Raw genomic sequence first — 16,207 nt, 5'->3', positions numbered from 1 at the left:
AGGGAGTGCCGCAATGCCTGGTCTTTTCGAAAAAAAATGGCGGTGCATCAGGAGAACCGTGACCTACGTTGGCTGGTCGCTGTTCTGGCTTCTGCTGTGGGACCTGGCCGTGACCGTGGATGTCATGCTGATCGAAGGCAAAGGCATCGATTTCCCGCTCATGCCACTGACATTACTATGCTCGGCGCTTATCGTGCTGATCAGCTTTCGCAACTCGAGTGCCTACAATCGCTGGTGGGAAGCGCGCACCCTGTGGGGCGCGATGGTCAACAGCTCGCGCAGCTACGGTCGTCAGGTGCTGACTCTTATTGAAGGTAACGCCGATGAGCGTGACAACCCCGTGAAAGAAGTGCTGTTTCGTCGCCATGTGGCCTACCTTCGGGCACTGCGGGCTCACCTCAAAGGTGACGTCAGCAGCGCACAGCTCAACGGTCTGTTGTCGGATTCCGAAATTCGTCAGGCGTCCGACAGCAACAACTTCCCCAACGACATTCTTGGCGGCTCTGCCGCACTTCTTTCGCAGGAGTTTGCGGCAGGACGAATCGACAGCATCCGGCTGGCCCGACTGGAGTCGACCATGGTCGAGTTGTCCAACTGCCAGGGCGGTATGGAGCGAATTGCCAATACGCCTTTGCCCTACCCGTATGTCTATTTTCCAAGGCTGTTCAGCACCCTGTTCTGCATCATCATGCCATTGAGTATGGTGACGACTCTGGGCTGGTTCACCCCGGCAATATCCACCGTGGTCGGTTGCCTGCTGCTGGCAATGGACCGTATCGGCACCGACCTGCAGGCACCTTTCGGCAGCAGCCAGCACCGGATTCGTATGGAAGACCTGTGCAACACCATCGAAAAAAACCTGCATTCGATGTTCCGTGCACCGGAAAGACAAGCGCTGTCGACAGACGCGTCAGGCCAGGAGGGTGGCGCCTGGCAGTCGCATCGGCTAGCCGTCTGAAGGTCGTCTGCCTACCGTGCCAATGCTGCGCATTGGCCGGTAGTTCCTGAAGCTGCGCGGCACATCTCGAATCTGCTTCGCTATGCAAACGCATAAGCACGGTGGCTTAAAACACAAACCCCTGCCTCAGCTCACCTTCCATCCATTCGAGGAATCTTCTGACTCTGGGGAAGCTGGAATGGGCTTTGGGAAACACCAGATGATGCGCCGCGACCGGGGCAGTCAACGCTTGCGGGGCAACTTCCAGCAGTTCTCCAGTGGCGAGGTACTTCTGCGCCAGCAACGTACTTTCCAGGGCAAACCCAAGCCCGTGGCTGGCTGCTTCGAGGGTCATGTATGAGCGATCAAAACTCAGCGCATAAGGCTTTTCCGGGCGAGCCAGACCATGCCGGGCAAACCATTCGGGCCATTTCAATAAAGTGGCTTCGGAAAGAATCAGCTCGCGGTCGAGCAGGTCAGCGGCGCAGGCAACCGGGCGTCGTGCCAGCAAGGCCGGAGACGCCAGCACCGCGAACTTCTCGTCGCGCAGGGTGCGAACTTCATAACTCGGCCAGTTTGGCCTGCCATGCCGAATATCGACATCGATCTTGTCCCGGCTGAAATGCAGCGATTCATAAGAACACGACAGGTTGATCTGGATATCCGGATGGCTTACCCGAAACGCTTCCAGCCTCGGCATCAGCCAGAGCAGCCCGAAACTGGGTGCGGAATGCAGGCGCAGACAATCGAGGCTGACATCGCTGGCGGCACGCTCGGTGGCGACGGCAAGGCTGTGCAGCACGCCCGAGACATCTTTCAGGTACTGCTCGCCGACCGGCGTGAGCGTGACCCCGCGCGCGGCCCGGACGAAGAGCTGGCGGCCAATCAAGGCCTCCAGTCTGGCCAACTGGTGGCTGACTGCCGACGGCGTGAGGTCCAGCACTTCGGCGGCTCTGGCCAGATTGCCGAAGCGGGCGGTCTGCTCGAAGGCCTGAAGCGCTTTCAGCGGTGGCAGGCTAAAGGAGGCATCGTCATCAGGCCGCATTAGCGCTCCAGTGTGTGCGATTTTCCAGGTTTGGTGCATTCAACCATTCACACGCACGATTGACGAGAGGTGAATTTTTTTCAGCATCCAGTGATTTTTGCAGCATTGCTCAGCAGCCGCGTCCGGAACACTCTGAATTGTCGATCACCTGAATCGAACCCATAAAAATAATTCAGAGGTATCCCCCATGCTTCTTCACGGCAAAATCGCAATTGTCACCGGTGCTGCCTCGGCGCGTGGTATCGGCCGCGCAACCGCAGTCACGTTCGCTCAGCATGGCGCGCGGGTCGTTATCATCGATCTCGATGAGTCCGCAGCACGTGATGCCGCCGCTGCGCTGGGCGAAGGTCACCTTGGAGTGTCTGCCAACGTCGCTGACGAGAAACAGGTTCACGCGGCCGTCGCCAAAGTCATCGAGCACTACGGTCGCATCGATATCCTGGTCAATAACGCCGGCATCACTCAGCCCATCAAGACCCTCGATATCCGCCCTTGCGATTATGACAAAGTCCTCGATGTCAGCCTGCGCGGCACCTTGCTCATGTCGCAAGCTGTGATCCCGAGCATGCGCGCCCAATCCTGCGGCAGTATCGTTTGCATGTCTTCGGTTTCCGCTCAGCGCGGCGGAGGCATTTTCGGTGGCCCTCACTACAGCGCAGCGAAAGCGGGCGTGCTGGGTCTGGGCAAGGCGATGGCACGGGAGTTCGGCCCGGATCAGGTACGTGTCAACTCTATTGCCCCCGGCCTTATCCACACCGATATCACCGGCGGCCTGATGCAGGATGAGCGACGTCACGCGATCATCGACGGCATTCCGCTGGGCCGTCTGGGCGCAGCGCAGGATGTGGCCAATGCAGCGCTGTTTCTGGCCAGCGACCTGTCGTCCTATCTCACCGGTATCACGCTGGATGTGAACGGCGGCATGCTGATTCACTGACCGCGCTTGAACGGGCCGACAATCTGCCCGTGTTTGTTCTGGATCTACGATATGCCAGGCGCTCGCCTGGCGGTCTATAAAAACAAGAGATCAGACCATCATGATAACCACCATGACGCTCGACGCGGTTTCGACCACGCGCGCAAATGCCTACCGCAAGACCGCCTGGCGACTGATGCCGTTCCTGATGCTGTGCTATCTGTGCGCCTATCTGGACCGTGTCAACGTCGGCTTCGCCAAGCTGCAGATGATGAACGACCTGGCCTTCAGCGAAACCGTCTACGGCCTCGGCGCCGGAATGTTTTTCATCGGTTATTTCCTTTGTGAAGTGCCCAGCAACCTGATCCTCCACCGGGTCGGTGCAAGGCGCTGGATCGCCCGTATCATGATCTCCTGGGGCATCATTTCTGCTCTGTTCGCCTTTGTCGAAACAGCCTGGCAGTTCTATACCCTGCGCTTTCTGCTCGGGGTGGCGGAAGCCGGTCTGGCACCCGGCCTGCTGCTTTACCTGACGTACTGGTTTCCTTCCTACCGCCGTGCGCGCATGACGGTGCTGTGGTTCATCGCAATTCCGCTGTCCGGCATGATCGGCGGTCCGCTGTCGGGATACATCATGACCCGCTTCGCAGGCGTTCATGGCTGGGCCGGCTGGCAATGGATGTTCGTCCTCGAAGCCATCCCCACGGTCATCGTCGGGTTGCTGGTGCTGAGCTATCTGAAGGACGGCGTGCATCAGGCGACCTGGCTTTCGGATCAGGAAAAGGACCTGGTGCACAAGGAACTGGAGGAAGACAACAGCCAGAAAGTGGTACATGCCTCGATCGGCGCATTTATTCGCGACCGTCGGCTGTGGCTGCTGGCCTGCATCTATTTCTGCGTGGTAATGGGCCAGTATGCGATCACGTTCTGGCTTCCGACGCTGATTCGCAATGCGGGCGTTTCCGACCCGCTGCATATCGGCCTGATGACCAGCCTTCCTTACGTGTGCGCCATCGTCGTGATGGTGTTGATGGGGCGCAGCGGCGACAAGCATCGCGAGCGCAGATGGCACCTGGTCGGCCCGATGATCGCAGGCGCGCTGGGGCTGAGTCTGGCCGCGCTGTTCGGCGGCAATCTGCTGCTGTCAGTGCTGAGTCTGTGCCTTGCCGCAGCGGGCATTCTTTCTGCGTCGTCGATGTTCTGGATGCTGCCCACCACCTTGCTGGGTGGCGTGTCGGCCGCCGCCGGGATCGCCGGAATCAACAGCTTCGCCAACCTCGCCGGTTTCTGCTCACCCTATCTGATCGGCTGGATCACCACCACGACCGGCTCAAGCGCGATCGGCATGTACCTGATCACGGGCGTGCTGTTCATCGGCGCCTGGCTGGTTCTGCGCATCCCTGCCGCCTCGGTCAATCGTTGAGTCAACGGAGTAACAAGCATGACAGCCACTACGTTATCCAACCCTTCCACCTCGCTGGCGCAGCGTGCCCACAACATCCGCCGCCACGCGTTGCGCATGGGCCAGGTTCAGGGCCAGGGTTATGTCGGACAGGCACTGGGCGCCGCAGACCTGCTCGCGGTTTCCTACTTTCACGCCATGCGCTACAGGCCCGAAGACCCTGAATGGGAGCAGCGCGACCGCTTTTATCTGTCGATCGGCCATTACGCCATCGCCCTGTATGCAGCCCTGATCGAAGCCGACATCATCCCTCTCGACGAACTGGAAACCTACGGCTCGGATGACAGCCGCCTGCCCATGTCGGGAATGGCCACGTATACACCGGGAATGGAAATAACCGGGGGTTCGCTGGGTCATGGTCTGGGCATTGCGGTGGGTGCCTGTCTGGGCCTGAAGCGCAAGGCTTCCAGATCTTTCGTCTACAACTTGCTGTCGGACGGCGAACTGAACGAAGGCTCGACCTGGGAAGCGGCCATGTCGGCCTCGCACTGGAAGCTGGATAACCTGATCGCGATCATCGATGTGAACAACCAGCAGGCCGATGGCCACTCCAGCGAAGTGCTGGCTTTCGAACCTGTCGTGGATCGCTGGCAGGCGTTTGGCTGGTTTACCCAGCGGGTCGACGGCAACGACCTGGACGCTCTGGTCGAAGCGTTCGACAACGCTCGCCAGCACACCGGCACTCAGCCAAGAGTCATCATTTGCGACACCAAAATGGGCAAGGGCGTGACGTTTCTGGAAACCCGTGAAAAGACCCATTTCATCCGCGTGGACGAACACGAATGGGACGTCGCCCTGAACAACCTCGACGAGGGGAAATCCGTATGAGTTCGACCCACGACAATTCGACATCGGCAGCCGCTCCTGCGAAGAAAAAGCTGACCACCTCGGCGATGATTGCTTCCATCGCTTCCGAAGGCCAGGCCACCCGCCCGGCACCGTTCGGCCACGCGCTGGCCGAGCTGGCAGAGCAACGTCAGGATATCGTCGGGCTCTCGGCTGACCTGTCGAAATACACTGACCTGCATATTTTCGCCAAAGCGCATCCTGAACGCTTCTACCAGATGGGCATGGCCGAGCAGTTGCTGATGAGTGCGGCTGCGGGCATGGCTCGGGAAGGCTTCGTGCCATTCGCCACCACTTATGCGGTATTTGCTTCGCGGCGTGCCTATGACTTCATTTGTATGGCAATTGCCGAAGACAACCTCAACGTCAAAATCGTCTGCGGCCTGCCAGGCCTGACGACTGGCTACGGCCCCAGCCACCAGGCAACGGATGACCTGGCAATCTTTCGCGCCATGCCCAACCTGATGATCGTCGATCCATGCGATGCGCTTGAAATCGAACAGGCTGTGCCAGCCATCGCCGCGCATCAGGGGCCGGTATACATGCGTTTGCTGCGCGGTAACGTGCCGCTGGTGCTGGACGAATACGGCTACACGTTCGAGATCGGCAAGGCCAAAACGTTACGTACGGGTAACGATGTGCTGATCATCTCCACCGGCCTGATGACCATGCGCGCACTGGAAGCGGCCAGGGAACTGCAGGCCGACGGTGTCGATGTTGCGGTGCTGCATGTACCGACCATCAAACCGCTGGACGAACAGACTATCCTGGCCGAGGCCAGAAAACCGGGCCGCCTCGTGGTGACCGCCGAAAACCATTCGATCATCGGCGGGCTGGGCGAGGCAGTGGCCACCGTGCTGCTGCGCAATGACGTTACGCCAACATTCAGGCAGATCGCGCTGCCGGACGCGTTTCTCGATGCGGGGGCTTTGCCTACACTGCATGATCGTTATGGCATTTCTACACCTGCAGTCTGTGCGCAAATCAAGGCGTGGCTCTAGGTTCTGAGACGCGCAGGGCCATCATCCCGGCCCTGCGCATGGGGGGTAACCGTTGAACGCAAATGAATTGCTGGACCCGGCCTATCGCTCCTTTCTGGACGAACCATCAAATAGCTGGACGTACCAGACCCTCCCCGGGATCAGGGCGCGTGTCGATTCTGCCTGGAAAACAACAGGGGCGTCTCGCAGTGAGCAGCACTGGACCACCGGCGACCCGGCCAGCGGTGTCAGGTTGTGTCTTTACCGGCCTCACCTGCCGCTCGATCACAGCAAACTCCCCGTCGTCCTGTATGTCCACGGTGGCGGCTTTGTTCTGGGCAGCCCGGAAATGGCCGAGGACTACCTCACAAAGCTGGCAATCGAGCTCAAGGCATTGGTGGTTGCCGTCGATTACCGGCTGGCGCCCGAGCATCCGTTCCCGATTCCGCTGGACGACTGCCATGCAGCACTGAAGTGGATACTCTGCAACGGGCCGACGCAGGTCATGAACACCCGCAACGTGGTGGTCATGGGCCACAGTGCCGGCGGCGGGCTTGCTGCCGCGCTCGCCATCCTCGCAAGAAACAAAGGCCTACGGGCAATCGCCGGTCTGGTGTTGGTCTACCCGATGCTGGATCACCGCACAGGCGCGCCCGACGCTCCGCCAGGCAACCCGACTACCGGCACGTTCAGCTGGTCGCGTCAGGCCAATCATTTTTGCTGGGAATGCCTGCGCGGTGCGTACGCACTGGACGATAACCGCTTGGCCTTGTTCTCCCCCGCACTGGCCACCGACTTGAGCGATCTGCCACCCACCTTTATCTGTGTTGGCGCACTCGATCTGTTTCTGGAAGAGGACCTGGCATTCGGGCTGACCCTGTCGCGTTCGGGGGTCCCTGTGGAAATGCACGTTTACCCCGGCGTGCCGCATATGTTCGATCAGTTGCCCGGTGAGCAGACCGCGCAATCAGAGCAAGACATCACCCAGGCTGTGCGCAGGATGCTCGCCGCGGGATTGTGCGATTAGAATGACGCACACGTTGCATCAATCCGGAAGCAAGGGAATGTATGTTCAAACAATGCCTGTTACTTGCCTACGACCTCACCGCTTTTCTGCCGCAAAACCTGGGTGGCGATGATCGAGAATGTCATTTAAATGACGGGCTGAATGTGCTTGGCTGACAGGCTCCCGTAGCGTTCAGGACTCCCCCCTCTCCAGGAGTGCATAGCTTGCGATCCGACAAAAGAACACTTCGTCATGCCTGACACGAAACTTCACCTCTTGTGCGGCAAGATCGCATCCGGTAAATCGACGCTCGCGAAGTTTCTTGCGGCTGAATACTCAGCGATCCTGCTGAGTGAAGATCAGTGGCTTTCACGGCTCTACCCGGACGAGATCGAGTCAGTGTCGGACTACGTGAGGCTGGCACATCGAATTCGCGAGATCATCGGCCCTCTGGTCATCGACCTGCTGAAGTCCGGCACGTGCGTGGTTCTGGACTTCCCTGCGAACACGCTTGCGGATCGTCGGTGGCTTCGCCGCCTGGCTGAGCATGCGCAGGTCATACATCGTTGTTTGCACTACCTCGACGTGGACGATGATACCTGCCTTGCCAGATTGCACGCCCGCAACGAAAAAGCCGAGCATGACTTTGCCGCTACAGATGCCCAGTTCAGGCTGATCACGGGTTATTTTCGTGTTCCCGATGCTGAAGAAGGGCTGGATATTCTGGTTCACCGCCTGTAGTTCATCGGCAAACCGGCAAAACCCTTGCCGCCTTGATCTGTGGGCTCCCGCGCCAGATACCAAAGCCCGCCCATTCCGCAGCCAACCCCGCTCTATGAACCTTCGACCGATATGACGCTCACTTTATAGGTTGCCGTGTCTTATCGCCGAAAGGAACTCGCATGCTTTCAACCTCGCCATCTGTACCTCTTGATAGTCCTGTCGAGCGCGAGCTCAGTCTGCGTGCGGTCGTTACCGGGATCGTGCTTGGCATTCTCTTGACGCCCTCCAACGTATACGCCGGGTTGAAGATCGGCTGGTCGTTCAACATGTCGATCATCGCGCTGTTGATCGGTTATGCGATCTGGCAAGGGCTGTCGAAACGCTCGTCCAGGCACCTGCCGTGGACCCTGCACGAGAGCAACATCAACCAGACTGTGGCGTCGGCGGCGGCATCGATCATTTCCGGCGGGCTGGTCGCGCCGATTCCGGCTTATACCTTGCTGACGGGGCAGCAGTTGAACGCCGTCCCGATGATCGCCTGGGTATTTTCGGTGAGTTTCCTGGGTATCTGGATTGCGTGGTACTTGCGACCGTCATTGCTCAACGACAAATCACTGAAGTTTCCCGAAGGCATGGCCACACTGGAAACCCTGTTGCACATCTACAACCACGGGCGCGAAGCCGCGATACGCTTGAAAGTGCTGCTCGGCACCGCGCTGCTGTCAGCACTGGCCAAGTGGATCGACACGTTCATCTGGGCATTCCCGCGCTGGTCGCCTGGCGCCCAGCTGGAGCGTCTGACGTTTACCGCTGATCCATCACTGCTGCTGGTGGGCTTTGGCGCAATTATCGGTATTCGAGTCGGCATGACCCTGCTGCTGGGTGCCTTGCTGGCCTGGGGCGGCCTGGCACCGTGGCTGCTGGGGCAAGGTCTGGTGATCTTGCCGGCCAACAGCGACGGCCCGCAGTTCGCAGCGCTGGTGGAGTGGTTGTTGTGGCCGGGCGTGAGCCTGATGGTCTGCTCGACGCTGGCCTCACTGGCGATTCGGTTGTGGGCATTGCACGCCTCTACCAGAGCCAGTGGCGGGACGACCTGGTCAATGCCCAAGGCCGGGCCTGCGGCCGGTTTTGCACTGGCTATCGGATTGGTCGTGAGCCTGCAGGCGCTGTTGTTCGGCATTAACGTGTGGATGGCATTGCTGACCATTCCACTGGCGATCTGCCTCGCAGCCGTGGCGGCTCGGGTGGTCGGTGCTACCGGCATTCCGCCCATCGGCGCGATCGGGCAGTTATCGCAACTGAGCTTCGGCATCGTTGCGCCAGGGCAGGTGCCGATCAACCTGATGAGTGCCAACACGGCCGGAGGCTCGGCCGGGCAATGCACCGACCTGATGAACGACTTCAAGGTGGGCCGGGCAATTGGCGCCACGCCGCGCAAACAGTTGATCGCCCAGACGCTGGGCATTTTCGTCGGCAGTATCGTCGGGGTCCTGGCTTACATGGCGCTGATCCCGGACCCGCAATCGATGCTGCTCACCGAAGAGTGGCCAGCCCCGGCGGTAGCGACCTGGAAAGCGGTCGCACAAACGCTGACACACGGTCTGGACTCGCTGTCCGCGAGCATCCGCTGGGCGATTTTCATTGCGGGTCTGGTCGGGCTGTTGCTGGGAGTCCTCGACAGCACCCTGCCCGCCCACCGTGCCCGGTACATGCCTAGCGCCGCAGCCTTGGGTCTGGCCTTTGTCTTGCCGGCGTCGGTGTCGCTGATGATGGCACTCGGTGCGGTGCTCACCTGGCTGGTGAACTGTCGCTGGCCGTCACTGACCGAGCGCTTTGCCATTACTGCAGCGGCGGGACTGATCGCCGGAGAGAGCATCACCGGTGTAGGTGCGTCGTTATGGCAGATGGCTGGAAACGCGGGGTGATCGTCGCTTGTGTGGCCCGATATTCGAGCTGATATCATTGGCGCATCTGCACACGAGTTGATGAACATGAACCGTCGTAAAAAAATACAGCAGTTGCTGAAAGCTCATGCCAAGAAGGCCAGCGCCAAACTGGCCCCGCAAAGCAAGCCTAAATACATCAGTAAAGCCGACCGCCTGAAACTGGCGAATGAGCTCGGCCAGGAACCGGTCAGCACTACCGAGGGCTGATCCAGAACGCTTGCGCACCCACGGCGTCGCTTGTGCTATTGAGTCCGATGGTGCGTATCACGAAAAACCCGTCAACCGCTGGCGTTAGCGGGCGAACGAGTATTCCCCGCCTTTCTCCAGAGCCTTGCGGTATGCAGGCCCGCTCTGGAGCCTTTCAACCCAGGCGGTAACGTTCGGGTATGGCTGCAGCATTCCCTGTGCCTTGGCGAATTCGCCAACGAAGCTCATCTGAATATCTGCGCCGCTCAGCTCTTCGCCCAACAGATAAGGGGTCAAACCCAGGGCCTCGTTCAGATAGCCGAGGTAGTTGGCCAGCTCCGACTGGATGCGAGGATGCAGCGGCGCGCCAGCATCACCCAGGCGTCCGACGTACAGGTTGAGCATCATCGGCAGAATGGCCGAGCCTTCAGCGAAGTGCAGCCACTGCACGTATTCATCGTAGGTGGCACTGGCGGGGTCCGGTTGCAGACGGCCATCGCTATGGCGGCGAATCAGGTAGTCGACAATGGCACCTGACTCGATGACGACATGCGGCCCCTCTTCAATGACGGGCGATTTGCCCAGCGGGTGGATGGCCTTGAGTTCAGGGGGTGCCAGATTGGTTTTCGGGTCGCGTTGGTAACGCTTGATCTCGTAGGGCAGGTCGAGCTCTTCGAGCAGCCACAGAATGCGCTGCGAACGTGAGTTGTTCAGGTGATGGACCGTGATCATGTAAGGCTCCGCCGGGTGAGTGTGTCTAAAAAAGACTGCACTGCCACCGGGGAGTGCCCTGAAATGATTTTACTTCGATGAACGTACCCGACTCGTTCAGGCGCTTCTGTCACTGCAGGCAGCCGCATGCTCTCCACGAAGTTCGCGTTCCACTGCGGCTTTATCGATGACCGACCAGACGCTGACGATCCTGCCTTCGCGAAAGGTGTAGAACACGTTTTCGCTGAAGGTGATGCGCTGACCACGTGCCTCCAGCCCCATAAAGCGGCCTTGCGGCGAGCAGTTGAAGAGCAGACGTGCGGCGACCTGTGGCGCTTCGACCACCAGCAGGTCGATATTGAACTGCAGGTCGGGGATGATTCTGACGTCGTTTTCCAGCATCGACCGGTAACCGGCCAGACTGATCTGCTCACCGTTGTAGTGCACGCCATTGTCGACGAAATCGCCCAGGTCCTGCCAGCGACGTTCATTGAGGCAGGCGATGTAGGCAGCGTACTGCTCGGCCAGGTTCATGTTGCGTCCTCCTTTTGAAAAGATCCGAAGCAGCCTCGTCGAGAAGGCCGCACACATCTGCTGGCTTACTGTAGCGCTTATGCCAACGCCTGCGCTGGCCCAAAAAACTCGTAATGACTTTGCCGGTCCGGCACGCCCAGCTCGTGCAGCGCACGTTTCATGAAGGCCATGAACGGTTGCGGACCGAGAAAGTAGGCCTCGATATCCCGATTGGCAGGCAACCACTGCCTCAGATGCGTCAGCGAAGGAAGCCCGGTCAACCTTCCTGCAGCCCCATCGCCGGGCTTCACGTCGCTGTACACCACATGCGCAGTAAACTGCGGATAGCGCTCGCGCCATTCATCAATGATCGTCTGAAATGCCTGCGCACTGGCGTTACGCGCGTAGTGGATAAACACGACATCGCGATTGCCTGCCTGCAACGCTGTTTCAGCCATGGCCAGCGTCGGAGTGATGCCGACGCCGCCGCTGATCAGCACCAACGGCCTGACACTGTCGATTAGGACGAAGTCGCCCGAGGGCGGAAACAGCTCGAAAGTGTCATTCACCATGATCTGGTCGTGCAGGTAAGCGGAGGCAACCCCGCCTTGCTGGCGCTTGACGCTGATGCGATAGCCGAGTCCATTGGCGGGCGCAGACAGCGAGTAATTTCGACGAACCTCGCCGCTCCTGGTATTCAGACGCACACCGATGTACTGACCGGCCTTGTGCGCGATAACCGGTCTTCCATCCACAGGTTGCAGGTAGAACGAGGTAATTTCGCTGCTTTCCGGAACCTTGCGAGTGACCCTGAACAGCCGTGCGCCACGCCAGCCGCCAGGTGCGGCGGCGATGCTTTCGTACACACTGTGTTCGGCATCGATCAGCATGTCCGCCAGTTGCTGATACGCCGCAGCCCAAGCATCAACCACTTGATCCGTGGCCGTCTCAGCGCCCAATACCTCGCGAATGGCGCGCAGCAGGCAGGTACCGACAATCGGATAATGCTCGGGCAGTATTTGCAGCGCGACATGTTTGTTGACGATCTGACTCGCCAGCGGGCCGAGATTCTCGAGGCGATCGATATTGCGCGCATACATCAAGACCGCGTTGGCCAACGCTCGCGGTTGTGCCCCATTCTCCTGGTTGGCCTGATTGAACAGGGGACGAACCACGGGATAGCCGTCTAGCATGATTCGGTAAAAATGGCTGGTCAGCGCTTCACCGCCCGTCTCCAGGATCGGGACCGTGGCTTTGATGATGTCGCGCTGGGCGGTGGTAAGCATGATCGACTCCAGGGTATTCAGTCAGGTTCCTGTAGTGATAGCAACGTACATGCCAGACAAAAACTGCTTTAAAATCAATGTAAAAATTCCATACACCGTCAAAAAGACCTGGTCTTATTGACGCTAAAAATTAAAAAAAAGAGTCATTATGACCAACCAACGTTAATCGTTTCAGCCGCCTCACGCCCAAGGCTTTTTCCAGGAAAGTAATCCTGAGTGGGTTTGTAGGGAACTCACGCGGCCGACATCGCCCTAAGCCTCACATCTACGTACTGGCGCGACGCTGGTTTCAAGCGAAGGACTTCAGATTCATGTCTTCAAGTAGCACCTCAGCAGCGGCTGATCAGCAAGGTCGGCAAAGCGCTTCACCGAATCGACTCATCTTTATCTCTGTGCTGGTGGCAACCATGGGTGCCCTGGCGTTCGGGTATGACACCGGTATCATCGCCGGTGCATTGCCGTTCATGACGCTACCCGCCGATCAAGGCGGGCTGGGTCTGGATGCTTACAGCGAGGGGATGATCACGGCTTCACTGATCGTTGGCGCTGCATTTGGCTCGCTTGCCAGCGGCTACATCTCCGACCGTTTCGGGCGTCGCCTGACGTTGCGTCTACTGTCGGTGCTATTTATCGCTGGCGCACTGGGCACGGCCATCGCGCCATCCATTCCGTTCATGGTCGCTGCGCGCTTCCTGCTGGGTATTGCGGTGGGTGGCGGCTCGGCAACGGTGCCGGTGTTCATCGCCGAAATTGCCGGGCCGTCACGCCGTGCGCGACTGGTCAGCCGGAATGAACTGATGATCGTCAGCGGCCAGCTGCTTGCCTACGTACTGAGTGCGGTCATGGCTGCGCTGCTGCACACACCGGGAATCTGGCGTTACATGCTGGCCATTGCCATGGTGCCCGGCGTGTTGCTGCTGGTCGGTACGTTCTTCGTACCACCGTCGCCGCGCTGGCTGGCATCCAAAGGTCGCTTCGATGAAGCGCAGGACGTACTGGAGCAACTGCGTACCAACAAGCAAGATGCACAGCGCGAAGTGGACGAGATGAAAGCGCAGGACGAGCAAGCTCGCCATCGCCCGAAAGCCAGAGAGTTGCTGCGTCAGGGCTGGGTCATCAAGTTGCTGCTGATCGGCATTGGTCTGGGCTTTACCGCCCAGCTCACAGGCGTCAACGCCTTTATGTATTACACGCCGATCATCCTCAAGAATACCGGCATGGGCACCAACGCCGCGCTGACGGCCACGATCGGCAACGGTGTGGTATCCGTCATCGCCACCCTGCTCGGCATTTGGGCAATTGGCCGTTATGGACGTCGGCACCTGCTGATGACCGGGCTGGTAATGGTCATCCTGATGCAGGCAGCGCTGGGTTGCGTGTTGCAATTCATGCCGCAGAACCTGACCCAGAGCTACACTGCCCTCGCCTGCATTCTGGTATTCCTGCTGTTCATGCAGATGTGTATATCGCCGGTGTACTGGCTGCTGATGTCGGAACTGTTCCCGATGCAGGTAAGAGGATTACTGACGGGTACAGCCGTATCGATGCAGTGGTTATTCAACGCATCGGTGGCATTCACTTTCCCGATTGCAGTCGATACCATCGGTAACCCGACGTTCTTCATCTTCGCGGCCATCAACGTCGGCTCACTGATATTTGTCTTCCTGTGCCTTCCGGAAACCAAAGGCAAGTCGCTTGAGCAGATCGAGAAGCACCTGAAGAAAGAGCTGTAACGGCGACCGGATGAGGCCGTCAACGGCCTCATCTTCCCTCCAGGCAGATCAGCGCACCAGCATCGAAGCTGCCGCCGCGACCATGATTGCCGCCGCACCGCGAAACAGTTTCCTCTGCGCGCGCTCACTCGACAGCAAATGTCGAATGCGCAAGGCGGCAAATATGAACACTGCCCCAACCCCCAGCAGCACCAATACAGTCAGCGGCACCAGAGCCAGCCCCCACGTCTGCAGAGAGACCGTTTCAAGATTGATGACCAACGGTAAAAGCGCCAGATAAAAAGCGATGGTCTTGGGGTTGCCCAGGGTTATGGTCAGTCCGGATGCGGCTGCAGACAGCAACTCTTTCTTTTTTGCCGGTTTTCCGATTTTTATGGCTTGATGATCTGCGAACCAGAACTGCCAGGCCAGGTAGCACAGATAAATCGCGGCCCCCCAACGCACGACCTGAAACAACGCATTGAAGTGCTCGGCAATCATGGCAAGACCAAATACTGCAAATGAAAGATAGGTCAAATCACCCAGAATCAGCCCGGACAGCAGGCAGAACCCTGACACCGCACCGCCACTGACGCTTCGCGCTACCAGCGCGGCCATACCGGGGCCTGGGATGGCGGCGGCGATGCCCAGCGCTGCCGAATACGTAAGAACCTGGGTCAGATCAAGCATGTCGCACTCCTTGAGACGTGGCGTTGATTGCAGAGCTCGCTTGAGATCCATCAGACAAGCCCTGTGCCGAAAAATACTACGCGTTTCAATGCGGAAAAAATCACCTGTTCTTACTGGCTGAATGGCTAAAACCGGTATAAATTTCCTGCTCCATGCGGAGTAACGGTATTTATGACCAAGCCGACGTTAAGCCCGATTGATGTAAGGATCCTCACGGCTCTGCAGCAGGACGGCCGGATCACCAACCAGACCCTGGCCGATCAGATCGGCATGTCTGCCTCGCCCTGCTGGCGACGGGTCAGGCAGTTGGAAGAACATCGCTATATACAGGGTTACCGAGCCGTACTGGACCGCCGCAAGATCGGGCTTGGCGTCATGGTGTTCATTCGTATAAGCATCGACAGTCATAGTGAGGCCGAAGCCAGAAAATTCGAGAAGGAAGTCATGCAGCTGGAAGATGTCGTGGCGTGCTACAGCATCGGGGGCGATGCGGACTTCCTGCTTCAGGTCGTCGCGCCCGATCTGGATTCCTTTGCTGACTTCGCCATGACAGTGGTCAGACGATTACCCGGCATCAAGGAAATGCAGAGCATGTTCGTCCTCAAGGAAATAAAACCGTTCGTCTCGTTCCCGGTTAAGCAGCCTGCATAGCCATGCCTGCTGTCGCCGCAGATGACCGCCATGTATAAATGTGTGCATGGGCGTCGATGACTGCACGCCAACCATCTCGATAAAGGAATAGCAATGCCTGCAAAGGAGCCAGCCACCGTGACCTTCACCAGTGCCATCCCGATCCTGCGGATGTTCAATGAATGCAAAGCGCGTGAGTTCTACATCGACTTTCTCGGTTTCAGCATCGAGTTCGAGCACCGCTTCGAGGCTGATCTGCCGTTGTACCTGGGGATCAGCCGCAACGGGCTGCACTTGCATCTTTCCGAACATCACGGTGACGCCTGTCCAGGGGCAGCGGTGTTTATCCCCACTCAAAACATCGAACAACTGCGCGATGAATTGGTAGGCAAACAGTACGGTTACGCAAGACCGGAGATTGTTCAGCAGGGCTGGGGACAAGTACTGGAAGTCTGCGACCCGTTTGGCAACCGGCTCAGGTTCTGTGAGAGCTGAGAAACCTGCATTTAATGTCGGTCGCAGGTCGATATATTCGCCCTGCGGCTGACATGACCTATCTTTGTGCACGCAGGCACGTTCAAGCGCAAACATGACGCACGACTGCCACGCAATACCCTG

General features: G+C 58.7%; 17 protein-coding genes and 1 pseudogene. 13 read left to right on the top strand and 5 right to left on the bottom strand.

Translation table 11 applies throughout. The features are described 5' to 3' along the window. Positions 1-13: 13 nt before the first annotated feature. Positions 14-958, top strand: coding sequence for a bestrophin family protein (locus MME58_RS05920; RefSeq protein WP_054985846.1), 945 nt, complete (start codon positions 14-16; stop codon positions 956-958). A gap of 106 nt (positions 959-1,064) precedes the next feature. Here MME58_RS05920 and MME58_RS05915 read toward each other — a convergent pair whose 3' ends face one another. Next, positions 1,065-1,982: a LysR substrate-binding domain-containing protein gene (locus MME58_RS05915; protein ID WP_054985847.1), complete on the bottom strand. Its 918-nt coding sequence runs from the start codon at positions 1,980-1,982 to the stop codon at positions 1,065-1,067. 187 nt (positions 1,983-2,169) lie between these two features. Here MME58_RS05915 and MME58_RS05910 point away from each other — a divergent pair, with 187 nt between their 5' ends. The 9 genes and pseudogenes from MME58_RS05910 (at position 2,170) to MME58_RS05875 (ending at position 10,068) form a co-directional block, all read left to right on the top strand. Then, positions 2,170-2,919: an SDR family NAD(P)-dependent oxidoreductase gene (locus MME58_RS05910; RefSeq protein ID WP_054985848.1), complete on the top strand. Its 750-nt coding sequence runs from the start codon at positions 2,170-2,172 to the stop codon at positions 2,917-2,919. 100 nt (positions 2,920-3,019) lie between these two features. Then, a complete protein-coding gene (locus MME58_RS05905; RefSeq protein ID WP_055005275.1) occupies positions 3,020-4,321 on the top strand; it encodes an MFS transporter in 1,302 nt (433 codons plus the stop codon). An 18-nt stretch (positions 4,322-4,339) separates the two neighbouring features. Further along, positions 4,340-5,188 carry a transketolase gene (locus MME58_RS05900; protein ID WP_055005274.1) on the top strand — a complete coding sequence of 283 codons (849 nt, stop codon included), beginning with the start codon at positions 4,340-4,342 and terminating at the stop codon, positions 5,186-5,188. Next, positions 5,185-6,207: a transketolase family protein gene (locus MME58_RS05895; RefSeq protein WP_054985851.1), complete on the top strand. Its 1,023-nt coding sequence runs from the start codon at positions 5,185-5,187 to the stop codon at positions 6,205-6,207. The genes MME58_RS05900 and MME58_RS05895 overlap by 4 nt, the downstream gene beginning before the upstream one ends. Before the next feature lie 52 nt (positions 6,208-6,259). After that, positions 6,260-7,213, top strand: a complete 954-nt coding sequence (locus MME58_RS05890; RefSeq protein ID WP_054985852.1) for an alpha/beta hydrolase — start codon at positions 6,260-6,262, stop codon at positions 7,211-7,213. A 56-nt stretch (positions 7,214-7,269) separates the two neighbouring features. Next, positions 7,270-7,368, top strand: a pseudogene (locus tag MME58_RS27745) (YceK/YidQ family lipoprotein); the annotation flags it as partial. 76 nt (positions 7,369-7,444) lie between these two features. Next, positions 7,445-7,933 carry a P-loop nucleotide/nucleoside kinase family protein gene (locus MME58_RS05885; RefSeq protein WP_054985853.1) on the top strand — a complete coding sequence of 163 codons (489 nt, stop codon included), beginning with the start codon at positions 7,445-7,447 and terminating at the stop codon, positions 7,931-7,933. Positions 7,934-8,094: 161 nt separating this feature from the next. Beyond that, complete coding sequence (locus MME58_RS05880) at positions 8,095-9,840, top strand: OPT family oligopeptide transporter (RefSeq protein WP_055005273.1); 1,746 nt, start codon at positions 8,095-8,097, stop codon at positions 9,838-9,840. Positions 9,841-9,906: 66 nt separating this feature from the next. Next, positions 9,907-10,068 carry a DUF2986 domain-containing protein gene (locus MME58_RS05875; protein WP_082427169.1) on the top strand — a complete coding sequence of 54 codons (162 nt, stop codon included), beginning with the start codon at positions 9,907-9,909 and terminating at the stop codon, positions 10,066-10,068. Between the two features lie 84 nt (positions 10,069-10,152). Here the strand turns inward: MME58_RS05875 and MME58_RS05870 are convergent, their stop codons facing one another. The 3 genes from MME58_RS05870 to hmpA all read right to left on the bottom strand — a co-directional run bounded on the left by MME58_RS05870 (position 10,153) and on the right by hmpA (position 12,557). Beyond that, positions 10,153-10,779 (bottom strand): glutathione S-transferase family protein, encoded by a 627-nt coding sequence (locus MME58_RS05870; RefSeq protein WP_055005272.1) that lies wholly within the window; start codon positions 10,777-10,779, stop codon positions 10,153-10,155. A 96-nt stretch (positions 10,780-10,875) separates the two neighbouring features. Continuing rightward, complete coding sequence (locus MME58_RS05865) at positions 10,876-11,292, bottom strand: ester cyclase (RefSeq protein WP_054985857.1); 417 nt, start codon at positions 11,290-11,292, stop codon at positions 10,876-10,878. Positions 11,293-11,369: 77 nt separating this feature from the next. Then, complete coding sequence (gene hmpA, locus MME58_RS05860) at positions 11,370-12,557, bottom strand: NO-inducible flavohemoprotein (protein WP_055005271.1); 1,188 nt, start codon at positions 12,555-12,557, stop codon at positions 11,370-11,372. Positions 12,558-12,868: 311 nt separating this feature from the next. Here hmpA and MME58_RS05855 point away from each other — a divergent pair, with 311 nt between their 5' ends. Then, positions 12,869-14,290 carry a sugar porter family MFS transporter gene (locus MME58_RS05855; protein WP_055005270.1) on the top strand — a complete coding sequence of 474 codons (1,422 nt, stop codon included), beginning with the start codon at positions 12,869-12,871 and terminating at the stop codon, positions 14,288-14,290. Positions 14,291-14,338: 48 nt separating this feature from the next. Here MME58_RS05855 and MME58_RS05850 read toward each other — a convergent pair whose 3' ends face one another. Then, a complete protein-coding gene (locus tag MME58_RS05850; protein WP_055005269.1) occupies positions 14,339-14,959 on the bottom strand; it encodes a LysE family translocator in 621 nt (206 codons plus the stop codon). Between the two features lie 171 nt (positions 14,960-15,130). On the opposite strand from MME58_RS05850, the gene MME58_RS05845 reads away from it, so the two are divergent. After that, positions 15,131-15,610: an Lrp/AsnC family transcriptional regulator gene (locus MME58_RS05845; RefSeq protein WP_054985861.1), complete on the top strand. Its 480-nt coding sequence runs from the start codon at positions 15,131-15,133 to the stop codon at positions 15,608-15,610. Between the two features lie 93 nt (positions 15,611-15,703). Further along, the gene (locus MME58_RS05840) at positions 15,704-16,084 is read left to right on the top strand and encodes a glyoxalase superfamily protein (protein ID WP_055005268.1); all 381 of its coding nucleotides are present in this window, start codon (positions 15,704-15,706) and stop codon (positions 16,082-16,084) included. Positions 16,085-16,207 lie beyond the last annotated feature (123 nt).

Source organism: Pseudomonas syringae pv. tagetis (genome assembly GCF_022557255.1).
Classification (GTDB): Bacteria; Pseudomonadota; Gammaproteobacteria; order Pseudomonadales; family Pseudomonadaceae; genus Aquipseudomonas; species Aquipseudomonas caricapapayae.
Note: the sequence above shows the minus strand (reverse complement) of the source record. Positions and strands in the feature narration are given on the sequence as shown.

Excerpts from the sequence above, each read along its gene's own strand:
- MME58_RS05910 (WP_054985848.1), top strand. The coding sequence starts at position 2,170 with ATGCTTCTTCACGGCAAAATCGCAATTGTCACCGGTGCTGCCTCGGCG.
- MME58_RS05915 (WP_054985847.1), bottom strand. The coding sequence starts at position 1,982 with ATGCGGCCTGATGACGATGCCTCCTTTAGCCTGCCACCGCTGAAAGCG.
- hmpA (WP_055005271.1), bottom strand. The coding sequence starts at position 12,557 with ATGCTTACCACCGCCCAGCGCGACATCATCAAAGCCACGGTCCCGATC.
- MME58_RS05840 (WP_055005268.1), top strand. The coding sequence starts at position 15,704 with ATGCCTGCAAAGGAGCCAGCCACCGTGACCTTCACCAGTGCCATCCCG.
- MME58_RS05880 (WP_055005273.1), top strand. The coding sequence starts at position 8,095 with ATGCTTTCAACCTCGCCATCTGTACCTCTTGATAGTCCTGTCGAGCGC.
- MME58_RS05870 (WP_055005272.1), bottom strand. The coding sequence starts at position 10,779 with ATGATCACGGTCCATCACCTGAACAACTCACGTTCGCAGCGCATTCTG.
- MME58_RS05855 (WP_055005270.1), top strand. The coding sequence starts at position 12,869 with ATGTCTTCAAGTAGCACCTCAGCAGCGGCTGATCAGCAAGGTCGGCAA.
- MME58_RS05885 (WP_054985853.1), top strand. The coding sequence starts at position 7,445 with ATGCCTGACACGAAACTTCACCTCTTGTGCGGCAAGATCGCATCCGGT.
- MME58_RS05920 (WP_054985846.1), top strand. The coding sequence starts at position 14 with ATGCCTGGTCTTTTCGAAAAAAAATGGCGGTGCATCAGGAGAACCGTG.
- MME58_RS05845 (WP_054985861.1), top strand. The coding sequence starts at position 15,131 with ATGACCAAGCCGACGTTAAGCCCGATTGATGTAAGGATCCTCACGGCT.
- MME58_RS05905 (WP_055005275.1), top strand. The coding sequence starts at position 3,020 with ATGATAACCACCATGACGCTCGACGCGGTTTCGACCACGCGCGCAAAT.
- MME58_RS05850 (WP_055005269.1), bottom strand. The coding sequence starts at position 14,959 with ATGCTTGATCTGACCCAGGTTCTTACGTATTCGGCAGCGCTGGGCATC.
- MME58_RS05900 (WP_055005274.1), top strand. The coding sequence starts at position 4,340 with ATGACAGCCACTACGTTATCCAACCCTTCCACCTCGCTGGCGCAGCGT.
- MME58_RS05875 (WP_082427169.1), top strand. The coding sequence starts at position 9,907 with ATGAACCGTCGTAAAAAAATACAGCAGTTGCTGAAAGCTCATGCCAAG.
- MME58_RS05865 (WP_054985857.1), bottom strand. The coding sequence starts at position 11,292 with ATGAACCTGGCCGAGCAGTACGCTGCCTACATCGCCTGCCTCAATGAA.
- MME58_RS05895 (WP_054985851.1), top strand. The coding sequence starts at position 5,185 with ATGAGTTCGACCCACGACAATTCGACATCGGCAGCCGCTCCTGCGAAG.